Source organism: Allobaculum sp. JKK-2023 (assembly GCF_034745455.1).
GTDB lineage: Bacteria > Bacillota_I > Bacilli_A > Erysipelotrichales > Erysipelotrichaceae > Allobaculum.
The window spans coordinates 3108284-3127452 of sequence record NZ_JAYERV010000003.1 but is presented as its reverse complement, the minus strand read 5'-3'; the positions used below and the strand labels follow the sequence as shown (position 1 = coordinate 3127452).

Annotated in this window: 13 protein-coding genes, 1 pseudogene and 1 CRISPR repeat array; of the genes and pseudogenes, 3 read left to right on the top strand and 11 right to left on the bottom strand. The window is 42.8% G+C overall.

What is annotated here, in order from left to right; genetic code table 11:
* The first annotated feature begins 115 nt into the window (after nucleotides 1–115).
* Nucleotides 116–697, top strand: coding sequence for a hypothetical protein (locus U4956_RS12580; protein WP_323091035.1), 582 nt, complete (start codon nucleotides 116–118; stop codon nucleotides 695–697).
* A gap of 231 nt (nucleotides 698–928) precedes the next feature.
* Here the strand turns inward: U4956_RS12580 and U4956_RS12575 are convergent, their stop codons facing one another.
* From U4956_RS12575 to pepT, 9 genes are all read right to left on the bottom strand, one after another.
* Complete coding sequence (locus U4956_RS12575; RefSeq protein WP_323091034.1) at nucleotides 929–1162, bottom strand: hypothetical protein; 234 nt, start codon at nucleotides 1160–1162, stop codon at nucleotides 929–931.
* A gap of 50 nt (nucleotides 1163–1212) precedes the next feature.
* Complete coding sequence (locus tag U4956_RS12570) at nucleotides 1213–2361, bottom strand: IS110 family transposase (RefSeq protein ID WP_323091033.1); 1149 nt, start codon at nucleotides 2359–2361, stop codon at nucleotides 1213–1215.
* An 845-nt stretch (nucleotides 2362–3206) separates the two neighbouring features.
* Nucleotides 3207–4085 carry an aldose 1-epimerase family protein gene (locus tag U4956_RS12565; protein WP_323091032.1) on the bottom strand — a complete coding sequence of 293 codons (879 nt, stop codon included), beginning with the start codon at nucleotides 4083–4085 and terminating at the stop codon, nucleotides 3207–3209.
* Nucleotides 4060–4866 carry an HAD-IIB family hydrolase gene (locus tag U4956_RS12560; protein WP_323091031.1) on the bottom strand — a complete coding sequence of 269 codons (807 nt, stop codon included), beginning with the start codon at nucleotides 4864–4866 and terminating at the stop codon, nucleotides 4060–4062. The genes U4956_RS12565 and U4956_RS12560 overlap by 26 nt, the downstream gene beginning before the upstream one ends.
* A 480-nt stretch (nucleotides 4867–5346) precedes the next feature.
* Complete coding sequence (locus U4956_RS12555) at nucleotides 5347–5688, bottom strand: hypothetical protein (protein WP_323091030.1); 342 nt, start codon at nucleotides 5686–5688, stop codon at nucleotides 5347–5349.
* 235 nt (nucleotides 5689–5923) lie between these two features.
* A complete protein-coding gene (gene rpoD, locus U4956_RS12550) occupies nucleotides 5924–7129 on the bottom strand; it encodes an RNA polymerase sigma factor RpoD (protein WP_323091029.1) in 1206 nt (401 codons plus the stop codon).
* 78 nt (nucleotides 7130–7207) lie between these two features.
* On the bottom strand, nucleotides 7208–8122 hold the full coding sequence (locus U4956_RS12545; RefSeq protein WP_323091028.1) for a patatin family protein: 915 nt from the start codon (nucleotides 8120–8122) through the stop codon (nucleotides 7208–7210).
* On the bottom strand, nucleotides 8115–9287 hold the full coding sequence (locus U4956_RS12540) for an NADP-dependent malic enzyme (RefSeq protein ID WP_323091027.1): 1173 nt from the start codon (nucleotides 9285–9287) through the stop codon (nucleotides 8115–8117). Before U4956_RS12540 ends, U4956_RS12545 begins: the two co-directional genes overlap by 8 nt.
* 2 nt (nucleotides 9288–9289) lie before the next feature.
* Entirely contained in the window at nucleotides 9290–10492 is a 1203-nt protein-coding gene (pepT, locus tag U4956_RS12535; protein ID WP_323091026.1) for a peptidase T, read from the bottom strand.
* 585 nt (nucleotides 10493–11077) lie between these two features.
* A CRISPR array of direct repeats spans nucleotides 11078–14103; the repeat unit is 31 nt; unit sequence GTTTTGAACCTTTATAAGAACGATACGTAAC.
* Nucleotides 14104–14389: 286 nt separating this feature from the next.
* Between pepT and U4956_RS12530 the strand changes: the two genes are divergently transcribed.
* The gene (locus U4956_RS12530; protein ID WP_323088158.1) at nucleotides 14390–15628 is read left to right on the top strand and encodes an ISAzo13 family transposase; all 1239 of its coding nucleotides are present in this window, start codon (nucleotides 14390–14392) and stop codon (nucleotides 15626–15628) included.
* Between the two features lie 81 nt (nucleotides 15629–15709).
* On the opposite strand, the gene cas2 is transcribed toward U4956_RS12530, so the two are convergent.
* A complete protein-coding gene (gene cas2, locus U4956_RS14470; RefSeq protein ID WP_395528476.1) occupies nucleotides 15710–15970 on the bottom strand; it encodes a CRISPR-associated endonuclease Cas2 in 261 nt (86 codons plus the stop codon).
* 27 nt (nucleotides 15971–15997) lie between these two features.
* A pseudogene (gene cas1 / locus U4956_RS12525) lies at nucleotides 15998–16816 on the bottom strand (CRISPR-associated endonuclease Cas1); the annotation flags it as partial.
* A 225-nt stretch (nucleotides 16817–17041) separates the two neighbouring features.
* On the opposite strand from cas1, the gene U4956_RS12520 reads away from it, so the two are divergent.
* A complete protein-coding gene (locus U4956_RS12520; protein WP_323091025.1) occupies nucleotides 17042–18901 on the top strand; it encodes an ISL3 family transposase in 1860 nt (619 codons plus the stop codon).
* The last annotated feature ends 268 nt before the right edge of the window (nucleotides 18902–19169 follow it).

Sequence of the window (19169 nt, the reverse complement as noted above, 5' to 3'; positions counted from 1 at the left end):
AATAAATGCAAATATATCGTCGGTTTTTCCTGCTTGAATCCCATCTTTTCACATTTTGCATGGAGATCGGCATATCGTTGCGTATAATAGGGAAAGATTGAAAGGAAGACTCTTCATGTCCCGTAACCTCGTTGAACGAAAACCATCCAATTCCCGGGTAATCGCACCAGATCCCGATCAGCCTGTCGGCAAAAATCTCTATATCGACAAAAAAAGACGAATAATCTACCTGTCGCCTTATCTTCACGAAGCTTTATATCTGCCGAAATTTGATTACAAAAAATTCAATCGCTACAAATCCCGTTACCTGATTGTTGCCGCTACCTTCATGATTCTGGCTACTGCCTTTGATACCTGGTTTCACTGGCCCATCTGGAGTGCCATCATCATCACGGTCGCCTTGTGGGGTGGACTGGAATACAGTTTCTACAAATTCCAGAAAACGCTTGTCCCTGTCAAAGGATTTGATGCAGCCAAATGTACGCCTACAGTTGATTCTGTCATTGCTCCCGATCAGCGCAGCAAATGTTATCTAAAAGTCGTTCTGTACATCCTTCTGGGTGTTCTTCTGGTGTTTAATGCCTATGACCAGCACTACAGCACCATTATCATTGTGGCTTGCTGGGCTGCTTTACTCTTCTGCTTCTATACCGCATTCAAACTGACCTGGATGCTCATCAAATCTCCAAAAAACTGATCTGCAAAAGAAAAAACGTCTTTGCCATTCTATGGATGTCCACGAGGTATCCACGGAAATGGCCAAAGACGTTTTTTGTTTACTTTGAAAACAACCCCTCGGCTAACAAGGCAATTCTTTGTCTGCCAGCCCTGGTTGTAGATTGGATATTGATATTTTGTTGAAATACCAACATAAAATGCTACTTGAGGACATAGTACCCCCTTTCCCCCGTTAGTCTGTACTAATGAATTATGGGATGTCTAAGACTATCTCACCAGTCATTTCTGAATAGGCATTTCCTTCTTCATCGACAGTACATCCAAAAAGGTCGGTAACCACTTTTACGACAGTCTTCATGTCCAGCCCCAGATACTTCAATATTTCAACACACTTTTTGAGCTTCTTTGTTTCTTTTTTGATAGTTACTCCACTTGGGGCATAACTGCTGTCACAGTCTGAAGGATGCCATTCTTCTTTCTTCACAAACATATGGAAAATGGCGACGAGTATCTTTCTGGCGATGGCGATAATGGCTACTTTCTTGCTGACGCCGCGCCCAGCCAGTTCCTGAAATTTACAGGCGTAGTAAGGTTTCTTCTTGTCTTTAACCGCTGCCCAGGACACTGTACGAGAAGCGGCTTAATATACTTACCACCTTTGGTGATATGTCGATTGTGAACCTTACCTGCTGACTCATCACTTCCAGGGGCCAGTCCAGCCCATTTACACAGCTGGGCCGCATTTTTAAACTGGCACATTTCAATGCCAAGCTCTGCAAGAATAGACATACTGCTGACTGAATCGATTCCCGGAATGGTTTCCAGAAGACGGCGATATTCCTTATAGTTACAAAGCATCTTGTCCATCAGACCCTCCAGACGTTTGATCTCCGAATCCAGATACTGAATATGGTTTCTGATGATCTGCAGCCGGTCTGTCTGATATGGTGTAAATGGGATTCCATCACAAGCCTTGAGAATATCTTCACGCTTGGCTTTACAGCGAGGATGAACACAGCTCAGAATATCTTTATCCGTGTAAGGTTTGCCTGATATAATCAAGTTGATAATTCTGGTTGCAGACTTGCCTCTGATATCTGAGAACACCATATCCAGCTTGTAATTGTTCGTTGTAAGACAATTGATCAGCCGGTTGTGCTCGGATGTTCGCATCTGAACATACTTTCTTCTTTGTCTGGAAGTGTCTCTAAGTTCTCGAAAATCGGCTGATGGGATATAACTTGAGCGCGTCATTCCATGTCGATAAAGATCACAGATACGGTCAGCGTCCTTATTATCATCTTTCTCGTCTTTTATAAGAGACAGCCATTTAGGGTTGCATACGCGAACTTCCTTCATGGCCGGTTCAAGGATATTGAAAACAGGGATCCAGTACTTACCTGTTGACTCCGTGCAGACATGATGGCAGTCATGTTCAAGTAGCCAGTCCTTGCATTCGATCAAGTCTTCTTTAAAAGTCGAGAATCTTTTTTTATGTGTAATCACCTTTCCTTGAGAATCAGTGGTCTTGATCACGGCAACGATAAATGACTTATGTACATCCATTCCGCATGCAGTCTGAAGAATGAGCTTCTCTTCATGAGGTTGATGGCTGGTTAGTTCACACGCTTTTACCGCCTGAACAAGAGCACAGCTTTCGTCAGAAATCTTATCTTTGTTCATTCATAGGTTCTCCTTTCCACAAAGTGTAAGAAAAAGAACCTGAAACAGGAATGGTGCGTACTGATCAGCTTATCAGAGATATTCTGACGGAGAATTTTACTTTGCAGCCTCGATAGACTTCTGGCATGTACTCTGGCATTCCTGCTTAGCAGTTTCTATAACTGCCTTGAACCCGGCAGGGAAATCCACAATAAAAAGTCACGCAATTACCAGGTTCTTTCCTTACACTATTTATTTTAAGGAGAAAGATTTTTAACACTCAATATCTATTCACTGTTTTCATCCCGGCATGTGGCTGCCAAGCCATGAAGTTTCTATACAGGTCCCTCCAGCAATTCGGTGACTCAGATCACTTCCGGACTGATCTATCACACTCAGGCGGATGGCATCCCGCTATCCGGTTTCGAGACCACGCTGGCTTCCAATGAGCCCAGTTCTGACGTTGTCTTTGTAACCTTTGGTTCTGTCAATCTGGAAATGAATCCTTTTGAAGAAGAGAGCGACGTCTTTAGTGTGGATCCCTCGGCGTCTGAACGAGATGAATTCCGGTCAAATCTGGATCTGGCGTCTGCTTGTGAAGCGATCCAGCTTCCCTGATCAGTGGAACAGACATCAACTTTTCTGTCTTTTTCTAGCCATTTATTCAGAGTCAGAGGGCATTTTGAGTCCAAGATTCCAGAACGTGATTTTGAAATCACTCAGGCATCAACCGATCCAAAATCATGAGCACGAAAAAGCGTCTCTGCCTTTCCATGGGTCTTTGTATCTTTATGGAAATGGATCAGAGACGCTTTACTTTTCAATCTGGAAATGAATAAGAATGTCCAGCCAATGGCTGATGCTGCCTAGTCTTCCATTGTTTCAATTTCGTAATAGCAGTTGAAGGTTTCGGCTGGATCTAAAAGCATTGTATTTTCCCGCTTGTCAAAAGCCACTTCTACCTTCTCCAGGTCGGAATGGCCAAACCATGGCTCAATGCAGATAAAGTTATTGTCATCGCCGGAATTCCATAAAGCAACCAGCGGAAAATCCGGGAAGGAAACTTTTACTCTTGGCTGATCTTTATAGTACAAAGTAGCACTGCTGGCGCTGATCTTATCAAAGATCAGAGTTGCGTATTTGGCAAGATCCGCATGGCTGAGCTGCCAGGTATCCAGAACTTTCTTTTCCCGAACAACGGGTGAAAGGTCAGACTGAAAGACGATTTGTTCAGCTTCGGCTGCCGGAGCAAAGTGAATGGAGAAGTCTTCAAATTTTTCTCCATCAGAACGTACGGTTTTAAACGCTGGATGAAGACCAAAGCTGAATGGCATGCTGACATTACCCGTGTTGGTAATCGCATATGAAATCCGGACTCCCTTTTCAAGCAGATGATAGGTCATTTCAAAATGGAAGTCGAACGGGTATTTGCTGCGGGTTTCATCGTTGGAATCAAAGGTGTAGGTAATGGACTGGCCGTCTTCACTCACCACGCCATTTAAATCTTCATAGCGGATCAGACCGTGGTTTTTCATAGCATAGGTTTTACCTTCCCATTCGTATTCGCCATTTTTCCAGGTGCTGCCCACCATCGGGAATAAAGATGGGTTGCGTCCGCTCCAGGCTTCATCTGCCTGATACAGAATTTCATTGCCATGCTTACGGTCAATCAAAGAGATCATCTGACCAGCTGGATTATCAGTTGTTAAAGCAATTCGATCATTTTCGATATGAAGTGAGCTCATGATGGATACCTCTTTCTCTCCGGTTCTTCAGCCAGACTGTCACACCACCTTCACCAACCGAGCCGATCACCACGTCCGCTGCTTCTCTGGCTTCCTTGCAGGCATTTTTCATGGCGACGCCGCAATCCGCTTCGCGCAGCATGTTGACATCATTGGGACCGTCACCAACGCAGATGACTCTTTGATATCCCTTTTTTCGGCGAAGTTTACGAATGATATTTTCTTTTGAAATTCCTTTGGCACGAACTTCAATGCAGTCGGGGTAGACAACGACAGAATTATCTGTCAGCAGCTCCTGGAGTTCTCGTTTCTGGTTTTCATCTCTGGTCCAGATCAGGATGTTGCAGACGTCATCACCTTTCCATTCCTTGACTTTTGGAACCGTTAAATACAGTTTACGCCAATGTGTACGGGTTGCGAGATCTTCTTTGCGATTGAAGTAGTTTCCTTCTGGACCGGAATAGCGCCAGAGCAGATCATGGTCCCGGCAATAGTTGCGGATTTTTTTGATATCGGATCCCGGAATAAGCCAGGCGTCCACCAGATCCAGGTCCTTACCATAGACAGCCCCTCCGCCTTCCAGAATGATTCCGGCAAAAGGATACTCAAGAAACTCTTCCGGCAGGTGAATCGTCTCATAAGGAGAACGACTGCTCATCAGATAAAGATCAGCTCCATTCTCCTGCAGATAACCAAATTCCCGAAACAGGTCGGGGTCAATTTCATGAAACTTGTTATCATATATGGTTCCATCAATGTCAAAAAAATATGCTTCTTTCATGCGTTCAAAACAGCCTTTCATCATAGGTCTCTGGTCTGTAAAACTTTCGCAGCAATAAAACAGAAACAGGCGATTTTCCAAAGCAGAAAGAGATTCTTTCCTTCAGGCACTGCTTTCTGCCCCCCAGTTCAACCCTGTTCGATTTATTTTCGATTCAGCTTCTCGATCATTTGGTTTCAATAATCCTGCGCGAAAATTCGTTTGATCACAGTCAAAATTAAGTTGTCATTTCTGACCAGAAATGAGTGTCGTTTGCGTGTATTCTATCGTACTGTACTTCAGCGAACAGCTGAATCTGCCACGCCTGATCTGCCTTCCCTGCCATGCAATCGGACGCCTGAATGGATCTTTCTTTGCGTTCTTTCGTCTGGTCCTTCTGAATTCTTCACTTCTGTCTGAAATGATCAGTTTTGGTTGGCGCTGCAGAAAGACGATTCAATCTGGTATTTCCTGGCAGGCAGTTTGATTGATTCTTTCGTCTTAAAAGAAGGAAGGCGAAATCCTTTTCAGCTTAGCAGTCGATGACGTTTTTTCTTGCCATTTTTGATTTTCTTTCGCGATTTCTGCGTGATTCTTAAGATTTCTCATCAATTTGAAAGAGAATTCTGCCTTTAAAAGCATAATCCTTTCTTCAGTCGCATTTCGATTGAAATGCCAGAAAAGGAATTTATTCATCGGTGAGTTAATCTTTGAATCTGGTTTTCTTCTACGCTCTCTTTCTGAGTTTTCTGACTTCTTTCCTGTCTCTTTCTCTTTCTCCTTCTTCTTTATCCCTTTCTTCCGTCTGGCCTTTCTGTGCGTCTGGCGTGTCTGGTCCTCCAAAGACAAATCCAGATCAGCTGGACAAAAGCAAAACAGCCGTTCCAAACTCCATCGGTTTTATTTTGCTCACTCAATTTATAATATAATTATTTATTTTTATAACTGATTGCTTTTATAATCATTCGCTTTTATATCTGCTCAGATTGATACGGCCAACAAGTCGCTGCCCTCTTTGGCTAAAAACGGGCACGAAAAAAGAGCAAAGGCATTTTCACCTTTACTCATTGCTGCTTTGCTAGCTTCCCTGGTGGAAGTTTGCGAGCAGTTTGGCACGCTGCGGGCCTTTTAATTTCTTAATGGCTTTGGCTTCAATCTGACGGATCCGCTCACGGGTAACGTTGAATTTCTTACCAATTTCTTCAAGTGTCCAGGTGCGGCCATTATCCAGGCCAAAGCGCAGACGGATAACCTTTTCTTCACGTTCAGTCAGTGTGGAAAGAACTTCTTCAATTGTTTCTTTGAGCAGCTGATTGTGAGTATACTCCTCTGGAGTCATTGTTGATTTATCTTCAATGAAGTCTCCAAGGAAGGTATCATTTTCATCACCAACTGGCGTTTCCATCGAAACCGGATCCAGAGCGGAGCGCTGAATTTCATTTACACGTTCGGCGGTCATATCTTCCATCTTCTCAGCAATTTCTTCTGGAATTGGGTCACGGCCCAGATCCTGAACGAGCAGACGCTGGATTCGGGTCATCTTGTTGATGGTTTCAACCATATGGACAGGAATACGGATAGTTCTTGCCTGGTCCGCAATGGCACGGGTAATCGCCTGGCGGATCCACCATGTGGCATAGGTCGAGAACTTAAATCCTTTGGTGTAATCGAATTTTTCAACGGCTTTAATCAGACCGATGTTGCCTTCCTGAATCAAATCCAGAAACAGCAGTCCCCGGCCAACGTATTTTTTCGCAATGGAGACAACCAGACGCAGGTTCGAGTCAATCAGAATCTGTTTTGCGTCTTCGTCACCGGCTTCAATGCGTTTGGCAACCTCAACTTCCTGAGCAGGGGTTAACAGTGGAATCGCACCGATCTCTTTCAGATACGCTTTTACCGGGTCGCTTGTTTTGCTGTTGGTGGATTCGGCGAAGGTGCGTTCCAGTCTGGCCAGTTCTTCTTCACGGTCTTCGGCATCACCATCGACGTTATCATCCGGATCATCCGGATCGACATCGAGATCTTCAGCTGTCAGCTCATCAGCATCCAGCAGATCTTCATCGACATCTTCTTCTTCGTCCCCAGGCGGGGTGATCTTATGTTCCTGACACCATTCGATCATTTCATTGATCTGGTTATCGTCCAGACGCAGTTTGGCAAGTGCATCAGAAAACTGTTTCTGATCTAATGGTTCACCTGTTTCCTTTGCTGCTTCCAGTACGAGTTTGACATCCTCAATCGAATTAAATGTCAGACGTTTTTTGCTTGTTTTTCCGGCCATTCAAATCTCCCTTTCAAACGCAGATACCTGTTCTTTACCATATTGGCACAGATTTCCGATTTTGATCCAAAAAATGCACTATCGAACCACCGACTTTTCCAGGTTTCGATCCGTGTTCTGGTCTGGAATTCTGAGGTCGTCGTGCTTGATTCCACAGAAGGCTTCAATCGTCTTCAGATTGGCGAGTGTTTCATCATAACCAAGCTGAAACCACGGACGAAGCTTGCGCGGATCGGTTGTATAACGAGTCACACCCATATCCACCTGCGGACGGATAACCAGAGCCCGGCCTTCTTCTTCAAGCTGGTCGACCCGGTCCCACTGCTTCTGGTAATTGAGGTGACGATTTTTCAGATTTTCTACAATGACTGGGTCCCGATAAATCAATTTGGTAAGCCATAACTGCCACTTTGGTGCAGGCTTGCGACGGTACCCTTTTTCTTTGGTTGAAATGATCACGAATTTATCACAGCCATGTCGTTCAGCCTGTTCAATACTGATCATATCCACCAGGCCGGCATCGAAATATTTCTTTCCACGCCAGCGGTATGGCTTAGCCAGCAGCAAAAGAGCGCAGCTTGCCTTAATCAGGGTCATGCTCTCATCCACATACGGCTTGCCAAAATATTCAATAGAATTTGATTCCATATCGTAAACTCCAACGTCCATGTCCGTATCTGAGCCGAAAAAGGACATGAAATCCAAAGGAGCGTATTTTTCAATATAATCGTTTGTGGCTTCGAGGCCAAACAAACCGCCTTCCTTAAACAGAGGAATCAGCCCGATCGCGCCTTTCTGACTGGCTGCATCGATGGCTGTCACTTCCAGACGCTCAGGCTGTCTGGCGACATACGCCAGCAGCACTTCTGCTCCCGAAGAAACACCGACACTGTATGGAAAATAAATATGGTGATCCAGAAAACACTTTAAAACGCCAGCTGAATACGCAATCTTGGTTCCGCCGCCCTCTACTACGAGGCCGACGTTATCCATGACGTACGACTCCTTCTTCTCTGGCTTCTTTTGCAACCGCCGCAGCAACCGCATCGCAGACTCTAGGATCCAGGGCGCTGACAATGACATAGTCATCACGCAGTTCATCTTCTGGAATCAGGTCTGCTAACGCTTTTGCAGCAGCCATTTTCATTCCCTCAGTAATCCGGGTGGCTTTGGCATCCAGGGCGCCACGAAATAAGGCCGGGAAGATCAGGACGTTGTTGATCTGGTTTGGATAATCAGAACGACCGCATCCAACTACGCGTGCCCCTGCTTCTTTGGCCAGATCCGGTGCAATTTCCGGTGTCGGGTTCGCCATCGCAAAGACAATCGCATCCTTATTCATCGAACGGATCATCTCTTGGTCGACCAGATTGCCTTTGGAGACGCCAATAAAGATATCAGCGCCTTTCAAGGCATCTTTGAGCGTTCCACTTTCTTTTTGTGGGTTTAAACGTTCTGCGAGTTCCTTCTGCATCGGGTTTGCAGCATTTTCAGGGGTAATAATGCCTTGCAGGTCACACTGCCGAATGTTTTTAAAGCCATAATCGGCTAATAGTTTAGCGATTGCACTGCCGGCTGCTCCCGCTCCCGAGAAGACCACTTTCGCTGTCTCCTTCTTTTTGCCCGTCAGCTTTAAGGCATTGATCATAGCAGCCAGAACGACACAGGCAGTGCCATGCTGATCATCATGGAAAACAGGAATATTCATTCTTTCCTGTAATTTTGCTTCCACTTCAAAACATTTGGGCGCTGCAATATCTTCCAGGTTGATGCCGCCAAAAGAAGGTTCTAAAGCAGCCACGGCTTCGACAATCTGGTCTGGATCCTGAACGCTCAAAACGATCGGAACCGCATTGACATGGCCAAGTTCCTTAAAAAGGACACACTTGCCCTCCATAACCGGCAGACCCGCCAGTCCGCCGATATTGCCCAGTCCGAGCACTGCTGATCCATCAGAGACAACTGCAATGGTATTGCCCCGGCCTGTATATACATAAGCTGCTTCCGGGTCTTTTTCGATTTCAAGACAAGGGGCTGCAACGCCTGGGGTATAGGCGATGGCCAGATCTTCACTCGTTTCCAGTTTTGGTTTGGAAACAATATCGAGCTTTCCCTGCCAATTGGCATGCGCTTCCAACGCTTTTTTTGCGTAATCCATTCTTATCCCTCCAGAATTCTGCAGACCACATCAACCATCTTGGTGAGTTCTTTGATTGAAACAAATTCGTAACGTCCATGGCAGTTGCCATCGCCCGTTCCAAGATTTGGCGTGATCAATCCCCGCGCCGTCAGCATTGCCCCATCCGTTCCGCCGCGAACCGGCTTGCTGGCAGGAGCAATTCCATTTTCTTCAAGAGCGCGTTTGGCCAGATCGACAGAAGTCATATCGCCATACATGTAGTCTTTTAAATTGTAATACTGATCATTGATTTCAAGCTTACAGCAATCGGGATAAAGTTCGTTGATATAATTCTGGACAGACCGCAAAATCTGTTTTTTCTGTTCAAACTTCTGGCGATCATGGTCCCGGATCAGGTAAGAAAGGCTTGCATGTTCGCATTCGCCTTCCATTTCTAACAGATGCAAGAAGCCTTCATAACCCTCGGTAAACTCCGGTCTTTGCCATTGAGGAAGCATGCCCGCAAAGGTTACCGCTGCTGCCGCTGCATTGATCATACGGCCTTTTGCATCGCCTGGATGGATCGTTTTTCCTTTAAATTCAACATGAGCCATTGCGGCATTAAATGTCTCGTAATCCACTTCACGAATATCGCCGCCATCCAGAGTATAGGCAAAATCTGCCGGGAATTTGTCAAGATCAAAGTTCTCAACGCCCCGTCCGATTTCTTCATCCGGTGTAAACGCAATGAAAATCCGGCCATGCGGCTTATTGGATTTCTGAATTCGTTCAATGGCATCCATAATAATCGCAATCCCGGCTTTATCATCGCCGCCAAGCAGCGTCGTGCCATCGGTCACAATCAGATCCGAACCGATACAGCGAGTCAGCGAAGGAAAATCTTCACTGTTCATCGTAAACTGATCATTCAGCCGGATCGGACCGCCATCATAGTTTTCAACAATCCGTGGTCTGACATCCTTGCCGCTCATTTCAGAAGCCGTATCCATATGAGCAATCAGACCAATTGCCGGATAGTGATCATCTTCTGTATTGGCTGGTAAATAGGCGTAAACAATGCCATAAGGATCAACCTCAGCCTGGTCAACACCCATTTCAGCCAGTTCATTTTTTAACTCTTCAGCAAGTGCCAGCTGTTTTTTCGTCGAGGGGGATGAAGACGAATGGGCATCTGACTGGGTATCAAAAGATACATATTTCAAAAACTTATCGACTACACTCATAGATCTATCGGTTCTCCTTTTCCTTCTGTTCACTGTTCTGTCTGTATTTCTTTATTTATCCGTTATTAACATGCGCCTGAAATCCATCGCAATAAAATGCAAAAATTACCTGTCCATAAATACAGGACAGGCCATTTTGGGCGCAATCGCGCGTGCTTTTCATTATAATCCCTATTTTTAAAGACAGAATAAAGTCATTAAGCCGAAAGGCCCTTTCCAGTTGGAATACCGCCATTTTTCAGTCGATCTGACCACTTTGTCCAGTTTGAAAAGAACTTTACTGTCCACAACCGCTTACAGATACCTGTATTTGGAATATGAACATCCGCATGATTAAAGATTTCAGATAATAAATTGTCCTGAACTAAGCTCATCTTAAGATTAAAGACAATTTTCGTACAGTGAACCGAACAGATCTTTCCTTTCAGACCCAAATCTTGATCTGGATACTCCCTTTTCATTTACATTTTCCACCACCGATCACCCTGCACCCCAGCTTTCTGAATATTTAAGTGTCTCTCTCAACCTTTATAAGAACAATATGTATCAGCGAGGAAAATGGATGCGATTTACAAGTGGTTTTTCCCTTTGAACCTTTATAAGAACGATACGTAACTGAAGACTCAAAGCGTGGACTCTACATCCGTGAACATGGTTTTGAACCTTTATAAGAACGATACGTAACGATTGTAAAGCGTATGGAAAAGACTATGATTATAACTCGTTTTGAACCTTTATAAGAACGATACGTAACGCAACTATGAAACTGGGGACTCAGTACCAAGCGATGGTTTTGAACCTTTATAAGAACGATACGTAACCTTGCTATTGATCCAGGGCCAATCGAGTCTGCCTATGTGTTTTGAACCTTTATAAGAACGATACGTAACGGAAAATCAGGAAATCTGCTTGAAATCCCTTTATGTTTTGAACCTTTATAAGAACGATACGTAACGAAGAAACAATCAACGATCTGACAAACAAGCGCAATGGTTTTGAACCTTTATAAGAACGATACGTAACATGAAAAGGCGTTTTCTGAAAAAGACGGGTTTATCGTTTTGAACCTTTATAAGAACGATACGTAACATGAAAAGGCGTTTTCTGAAAAAGACGGGTTTATCGTTTTGAACCTTTATAAGAACGATACGTAACTTTTAAACTTGTCGGTTACCATACCGATGGCCATGGCAGTTTTGAACCTTTATAAGAACGATACGTAACTGTATAAACAGGCTGGCAATTCAATGCCTGTTCCAATGTTTTGAACCTTTATAAGAACGATACGTAACAATTCGGTCTCCAATCGTTTTCATTTTCCGCTCCTTTCGTTTTGAACCTTTATAAGAACGATACGTAACAGGATAAAACCATGACAACAAAAGTTAATGAAGTACTGGTTTTGAACCTTTATAAGAACGATACGTAACTCGAATAAATTCCCTCATAAATTCAGCCAGAGCCTGTTTTGAACCTTTATAAGAACGATACGTAACATCCAACTGCACTGGACATGCCTGAAACTGGATTCATTGTTTTGAACCTTTATAAGAACGATACGTAACGCTTCAGGTTTTAAAAACAGGAACCGGGACGGTAGATGGTTTTGAACCTTTATAAGAACGATACGTAACTTGGTCCAAATTTTGGGAATGGGCAGCTATTCAGAAAGTTTTGAACCTTTATAAGAACGATACGTAACTGTTGGAGATCGAACGCCGGCATGATCAGCAAGCGAGTTTTGAACCTTTATAAGAACGATACGTAACGTATTCAACTTCCAGACCGGTTTTGATGTCGATCTGGTTTTGAACCTTTATAAGAACGATACGTAACCTGAAAGATGTGCTTAAAGAAAGAAAAGCCTTTCAAGTTTTGAACCTTTATAAGAACGATACGTAACCGTCATACTGATCGTCATAGGCATCTTTTGCGGCATCAGTTTTGAACCTTTATAAGAACGATACCTAACATGGCTACATGAATGGCGTCATTGAAGGATTGCAAGTTTTGAACCTTTATAAGAACGATACGTAAGCACCAGACGAAATCCGGCAAAGGATACAAATTCCTGGATGTTTTGAACCTTTATAAGAACGATACGTAAGCAAATTCTGTGTGAAACAAACGACTTGAATTGTGAGTTTTGAACCTTTATAAGAACGATACGTAACTTGGAGGATCGATATGACGCGTGAACAAATGTTAAGTTTTGAACCTTTATAAGAACGATACGTAACTCAATGATCGGCGAAATCTGGGTTAAGGCTGTCTCAGTTTTGAACCTTTATAAGAACGATACGTAACGCAATTCAAAAGGTTCGCAATGAAGCATTAAAAACCGCGGTTTTGAACCTTTATAAGAACGATACGTAACGCTTGCTTTACAGGCTGGAAATCCATCCCGCAAATGGTTTTGAACCTTTATAAGAACGATACGTAACTTTTGGAGGAAACATTTAATGTCAAACAACGAAACAAGTTTTGAACCTTTATAAGAACGATACGTAACACTACTACAGAGAAAAAGAAACACTAAGGGAGTACCAGGGTTTTGAACCTTTATAAGAACGATACGTAACAGAAAAAGTGCTCAACATGTACATTAAAGAACTAAAGAGTTTTGAACCTTTATAAGAACGATACGTAACCTGTTGCCTCCAGTACAGTCCACGTTGCGCCTGATTGGTAGTTTTGAACCTTTATAAGAACGATACGTAACGAGCGAGAAATGATTTTTGGAGATTTTGAAATTAAAGGTTTTGAACCTTTATAAGAACGATACGTAACATTTAATCAAGTTTATTTACACAAAGGAGAAATAAGGTTTTGAACCTTTATAAGAACGATACGTAACATGGGACAGCTCACAGTATAGCAACCCGTCACCAGCTTGTTTTGAACCTTTATAAGAACGATACGTAACTTTGTAGTCTGCCTGAATCATGGTAAATCCAGGTCTAGTTTTGAACCTTTATAAGAACGATACGTAACTGGGACACAAGAAAGTCATCCGAAACCGACATCAAGTTTTGAACCTTTATAAGAACGATACGTAACTGCCGATAATCTGCCGATGAAGTTAGGGCGGGCATTGGAGGTTTTGAACCTTTATAAGAACGATACGTAACCATATATGTGCCTCAGGGGAGACATGATATCACAGGAGAGTTTTGAACCTTTATAAGAACGATACGTAACACGAGTTAGAGGACTTTGCCAAGGCTAACGGATATGTGTTTTGAACCTTTATAAGAACGATACGTAACATTACAAAGCGATGGGCGCCTTTTGCCGCGGGGCTATCGTTTTGAACCTTTATAAGAACGATACGTAACTGCTTTTCTTAGCGCTATTAAAGATCTCGCATATGTAAAGTTTTGAACCTTTATAAGAACGATACGTAACCAGCCATATCACTTGCCTGAATCTTAAACGTGTCATACAGTTTTGAACCTTTATAAGAACGATACGTAACGGAAAGCGACATGAAACAATATTTGGAGGAGTTTAGTTTTGAACCTTTATAAGAACGATACGTAACAGGTGGCTTAAGAGCATGATGAACCGAATTTTATGTGTTTTGAACCTTTATAAGAACGATACGTAACCAGAGAATAGAGTATGTTATTCGTGATTTCCGCCATTTTTCCGTTACTGAGACAAAATATAAACCTATTCCAATGAGCACTACGACATTTTAACATAATTATTTCGACTGACAGGCTTTTTAGGAACTTCGTAAAAGTAATTCCATATTTAATGCTACACATAATTCCCATAATTGATTTTCTCAGTCCGACCGAATCCACTGAGACAAAACTGTGTTTCTGATTTTAGCTTCCATTCGTTCTATACTTTAACCGAAGAACTCGTTTTCCTTTGGAGGTATGGATAATGAAGAAAGCCTACGAACCCAGTGATGAAGTTAATTACTACCTTGAATTCTACAATGCCATGCAGGACAGCTTTGATGAACCAACAAATCGAAAAGCTCTTGCCTGGATCTGCGAAAAGTGTGGATACGGAACTCAGCACTATGTCCAAACCGTTACCCATACTGACCCTAAAACGATTGAGCGGGGCAGAAAAGAACTTCATGGGGAGGTTCCAACTCCAGAGCAGGGACGCCAAAGGCTCAAGGGATCAGGCCGTAAAACGGTCATAGACCATCACCCAGAGATTTTGGATGACCTTCATATGATCATTGACGACCATACCTATGGCAATCCGATGAATCCATTGTCATGGACCACTCTTTCTGAATCCAAAATTTCCGAAAAATTCATGGAAGAATATCAGATTTCTGTCTCCCCTTCTGAAGTTGGCATTCTCCTTGAAAAAGAAGGATATAGCCGTCAGAACAACAAGAAGATGCTTCAGGCAGGCAAACCGCATCCAAACCGTGATGAACAGTTTCAGACGATTAACGCGACCGTCAAAGAATTCCTTGACGCGGGGGACCCAGTCATCTCTGTAGATACAAAGAAGAAAGAGAACCTTGGCAATTTTAAAAATAACGGTACGGAATACCGGCCGGCTCATGATCCCAGACTTGTTTTGGACCATGACTTTCTGGATAAAGAACTTGGAAAGGTCAATCCTTATGGGGTCTATCTTCTCAATAACAATACAGGGTTTGTAAATCTGGGAACAGATCACGATACGAGTGATTTTGCCATAGAAAGTATCCGCAGATGGTGGAATACTGTCGGAAAACCGACCTTTCCAAATGCAAAGCGCCTATACATCAACTGTGATGGTGGAGGAAGCAACGGAAGCAGATGCCGTTTATGGAAAGAAGATCTGGCTAAACTCGCTGAAGAAACAGGACTGGAGATCTGGGTCAGCCATTTTCCTCCTGGAACAAGCAAGTGGAACAAGGTCGAACATCGGCTGTTTTGTTATATCACCCGAAACTGGGAGGGCAAACCGCTTTATGATATCGAGACAGTAGTTGAGCTTATCAGCTCAACAACGACAAAAACCGGACTGAAGGTTAAATGCGTTGTAGACGATCACGAATATCCAATTGGCAAAAAGGTATCGGATGAGGAAATGTCCAAAATCGACATCACACATTTCGGGAATGAAGCACATTGGAATTATATAATCAAGGGGCTTAAGTCTGAATAAATTGGGATTTATTTTTACGCAATTCCTTAGTCAATTTCTAAGGTGGTTTTACTTCCTTATTTGACCTGTCAGTCGAAAAAGTCAAATGATATTTCTCGGTTTATTCGGCATTCCTAAGGTCTTTTCACATAATTCTTCATCTCGATAGGTAAAGAAAAATCTAATTTGGTCCTCAGGTTTCAGACTAATTTGAGCAAGTTCATCCTGCAGTTTTCTGAATTTTGACGGAGTAAGCTTCCCCTGAAACACCGAACGTTGAAGATGAAACAAGTATTTTCGAAGAATATTCATGACCTTAGTACTAAGTGGTCCAGAAATATTGTAAATACAAATAATATTCATATAAAACTCTTCCTGTTTATCTTACTGCTACCAGCTATGACTATAAAATTTCAGCGGATAAGTCGGATCAAGCAGGTGCCGCGTAAGCTGGTGGATATCGTAGCGGATCACCGAGCGATAAGAACGCATCCGATTTCCATATTTGATTTTTCTTTGAAGTTCATTGTCATACGCTGCGGCACATTTTTTCATTCCATCTACTGTCAGATATACTCCGCCATCTTCCCTTCTTTCAAAATCCGTTTTCAATAATTGGTGCCTGCGTATCATGCCCAGAAATAACCTGTCAACCAGAACAGGCTTATAAATGTCTGCCAAATCATACTGCAGCCCGTATCCGCTTCGCTGATCACTATGGATAAATGCCAGTTCCGGATAAAGTTTACTGAGATGCAGTTCAGCCAGCACAGTTCCATAGAGAAGATGATAGCCGAAACTGATCACAGCATTGAATTCATTTTGGGGTGGCCTGGTCGAACGTTTTTCAAAACTAAACTCTGTATTGGACAGAATCTGGTCAAAGCATTTGTAGTAATTCTTCTTGGCTCTGGCTTCCAGCAATAAAATTTCTTCAACAGAATTGCATTGCGAAGTCTCTTGAAGTGTTTCCTCAATGACCATGATGGAGTCAGCTGTCATACTTCCCTTCTTGTGGTAATATTTCAAAATTGATAAGCAGTTATTGAGACTGTAAATCTGAATGACAGAGGCTATACGGCAGCATTGCCCTGAATCATTGACCGCAATAGCCTGGGCACTGAGAATATCTCCAACTGGAGATTTAGAAACCGGAAAAAACGATCCGATCAATCGACCATAGTAGTTAAAAAACAATATCGAAATTCCATGGTGGTAAAAAAGCGGTTCTTACGCAAATGTAGTTTTTAACACTGGTGATCAGTAGGGATTGTCCGCAATGACAGTCCCTTTTTTGATCATTTAAATAAATTAATTATCTTTATTAGGTTTGTTAAGCATCTATAATCAATAACTTTATTGCTCATTATTGTTTATTTCATTATCATAGAACTTCATGCTCTTTAAGGGGTTTCTGAAAGGACTGTGGTGACAATGAACAAACTGAGTTTTATCCGTATTCACGAAGAGAATAAGCCTGTTCACGATATTGAGTCCTCTCTCTTTGGTGAAGATTTGATTAAAGATGCTGACCGACAGGATTATCGGGACAAGTATGGCTGCCTCCACTTTTTTCGTATTCATGCTCCAGAAACCGGGAAAATCAGTGGACCAAACGGTGAAAAATGTATTTCCACAAATGGATATCAGGAACGCATCTGTCAGATCATGCCTGTTGGAGGCCAGACTGCTTATGTTCATATTCGCCAGGAACGCCTTGTCTACTTCAATAAGCATGGTAAGAAAGTTACTTTTGTGCTTCCTGTCAAGGGATACCGCTTTAATCAGCGGAAAAGTGACGAACTTACTGTTTTTCTGCTGTCTATTTCACTCTTCTGCTCGGCAAATGTGGCAGCACACGTGTGCCAGTCCATGGGCATTGATGTCTGCCATGATACCATCACCAGAATCTACAAAAACATTACAATCGTAGATAACCCTGATATCAAGGCCATTGGTGTCGATGACGTCAGTTCCAGAAAAGGGCGAACCTACCACACAGCTATTTACGATCTGAAAACGCACCAGGTTATTGCGCTGCTTGATGGAAGAGATGGCCAGGCACTTAAGGAGTGGCTGAAAAAACACCAGAAGGTTAAGATTGTAACCCGTGATCGTGCTTCCGCTTTTGCTTCAGCGATTTCTGAGATCTTGCCAGACTGTACTCAGATAGCAGACCGTTTCCACTTATTCCAGAATCTTGTAGGCCGTATTAAGGATATTTTGAAGTGTGAAATTCCATCTACACTCTATGTAAAGGATGGAGAGATTACTTCAGTAAAACCTGAGACAGAGAAAGCCGCGCCTGCTGTTCCAGAAAAAGTGGAATATGACAATACACCCGTTGCCGAAACAAACTGCCAGATCATCAAAGACAAAGCCAAAAGTGACGATTTTTACGCAGAACAGTATGAAAGACAGGCAAAAGTCTGTTCTGATAAGTACGCAATGATCTGTTCTTTGCGAAAAGAATGGGCTGAGACCGTGAAGCCTAAGTTCAAGGATTTTCAGGAGAAATATGACATCTCCTATCCGACTTTAAAAAAATACCTGAAGATGACGGAAGAGGAAGTTGAAGGAATAAAAGAGGTTAGAAAGCGACCAAAGTATAAGACAGACATGGATAACTATATCAATATAATTTATAAAATGGTTATTGATGGCCATAAACCCGCTGTCATCTATTCATACCTGCAATCTAAAGGATGCAAGGCCTGTTATGGTACGGTCTTGCATTATATTCATCAGATGAAGAATACTCATCTCAAAGACGAACTCATAAAGCCTTTTGACTATGACAGGGGCACTGAAGTGGTTCAGGTCAAACGCTACGACATCGTGAAATACATGGTAACCAGCGATCGGGACAAGATGAAGGAGACTGAAGTTGCGAAAGTGTACGAACAGATTCTGGATAAGTATCCTGCAGTGAGATTCTGCGATCAGCTCTGGAAGGATTTCCATGAGACATTGATGGGAGACAATCCAGATAAACTTGACTGGTTCTGTACCAAATATGAGGAGAGTAGAATCCAAGGCTTTATAAACGGCATAAAAAAAGATATTGCGCCGGTCAAGAACGCAATATCCTATGAGCATAGCAGCGGGTTCGTTGAAGGCGGCAACTGCCGCTATAAGCTTGTCAAACGTACCATGTTTGGCAGAGCCAACATTGAACACCTGTTCCATAAGTTTTATGCCCAATCTAGTATAACGTGTGGTGGATTAAATGCCAGAACTTTGTTAGCAGACTGGATTGAAAAATCACGTTGGGAAGACAAAACGGTCATTTAAACAATGATCATGAATGAGAAACAGTCAGAATGAGAGGCTTCTACTGATCACTAGTGTTAAAAACTACATTTGCGTAAGATCCAAAAAAGCTCCAGAATGCGCTTATTCACGTTCACTTCCCCGAACACATTCAGAGTTCGAAGCTGTGCCACAGGGATCAAAATTTCTTCATCATCACAATCCAGTACGATGGAGCCATTTTTCCTGCGAATGGTTCCACTTTTGAAAAGATAAAAATCATCCATTTTCTATGCCTGTTTAACCTTCT

Excerpts from the sequence above, each read along its gene's own strand:
- U4956_RS12580 (WP_323091035.1), top strand. The coding sequence starts at position 116 with ATGTCCCGTAACCTCGTTGAACGAAAACCATCCAATTCCCGGGTAATC.
- U4956_RS12570 (WP_323091033.1), bottom strand. The coding sequence starts at position 2,361 with ATGAACAAAGATAAGATTTCTGACGAAAGCTGTGCTCTTGTTCAGGCG.
- U4956_RS12565 (WP_323091032.1), bottom strand. The coding sequence starts at position 4,085 with ATGAGCTCACTTCATATCGAAAATGATCGAATTGCTTTAACAACTGAT.
- U4956_RS12560 (WP_323091031.1), bottom strand. The coding sequence starts at position 4,866 with ATGAAAGAAGCATATTTTTTTGACATTGATGGAACCATATATGATAAC.
- rpoD (WP_323091029.1), bottom strand. The coding sequence starts at position 7,129 with ATGGCCGGAAAAACAAGCAAAAAACGTCTGACATTTAATTCGATTGAG.
- U4956_RS12545 (WP_323091028.1), bottom strand. The coding sequence starts at position 8,122 with ATGGATAACGTCGGCCTCGTAGTAGAGGGCGGCGGAACCAAGATTGCG.
- U4956_RS12540 (WP_323091027.1), bottom strand. The coding sequence starts at position 9,287 with ATGGATTACGCAAAAAAAGCGTTGGAAGCGCATGCCAATTGGCAGGGA.
- pepT (WP_323091026.1), bottom strand. The coding sequence starts at position 10,492 with ATGAGTGTAGTCGATAAGTTTTTGAAATATGTATCTTTTGATACCCAG.
- U4956_RS12530 (WP_323088158.1), top strand. The coding sequence starts at position 14,390 with ATGAAGAAAGCCTACGAACCCAGTGATGAAGTTAATTACTACCTTGAA.
- cas2 (WP_395528476.1), bottom strand. The coding sequence starts at position 15,970 with ATGAATATTATTTGTATTTACAATATTTCTGGACCACTTAGTACTAAG.
- U4956_RS12520 (WP_323091025.1), top strand. The coding sequence starts at position 17,042 with ATGAACAAACTGAGTTTTATCCGTATTCACGAAGAGAATAAGCCTGTT.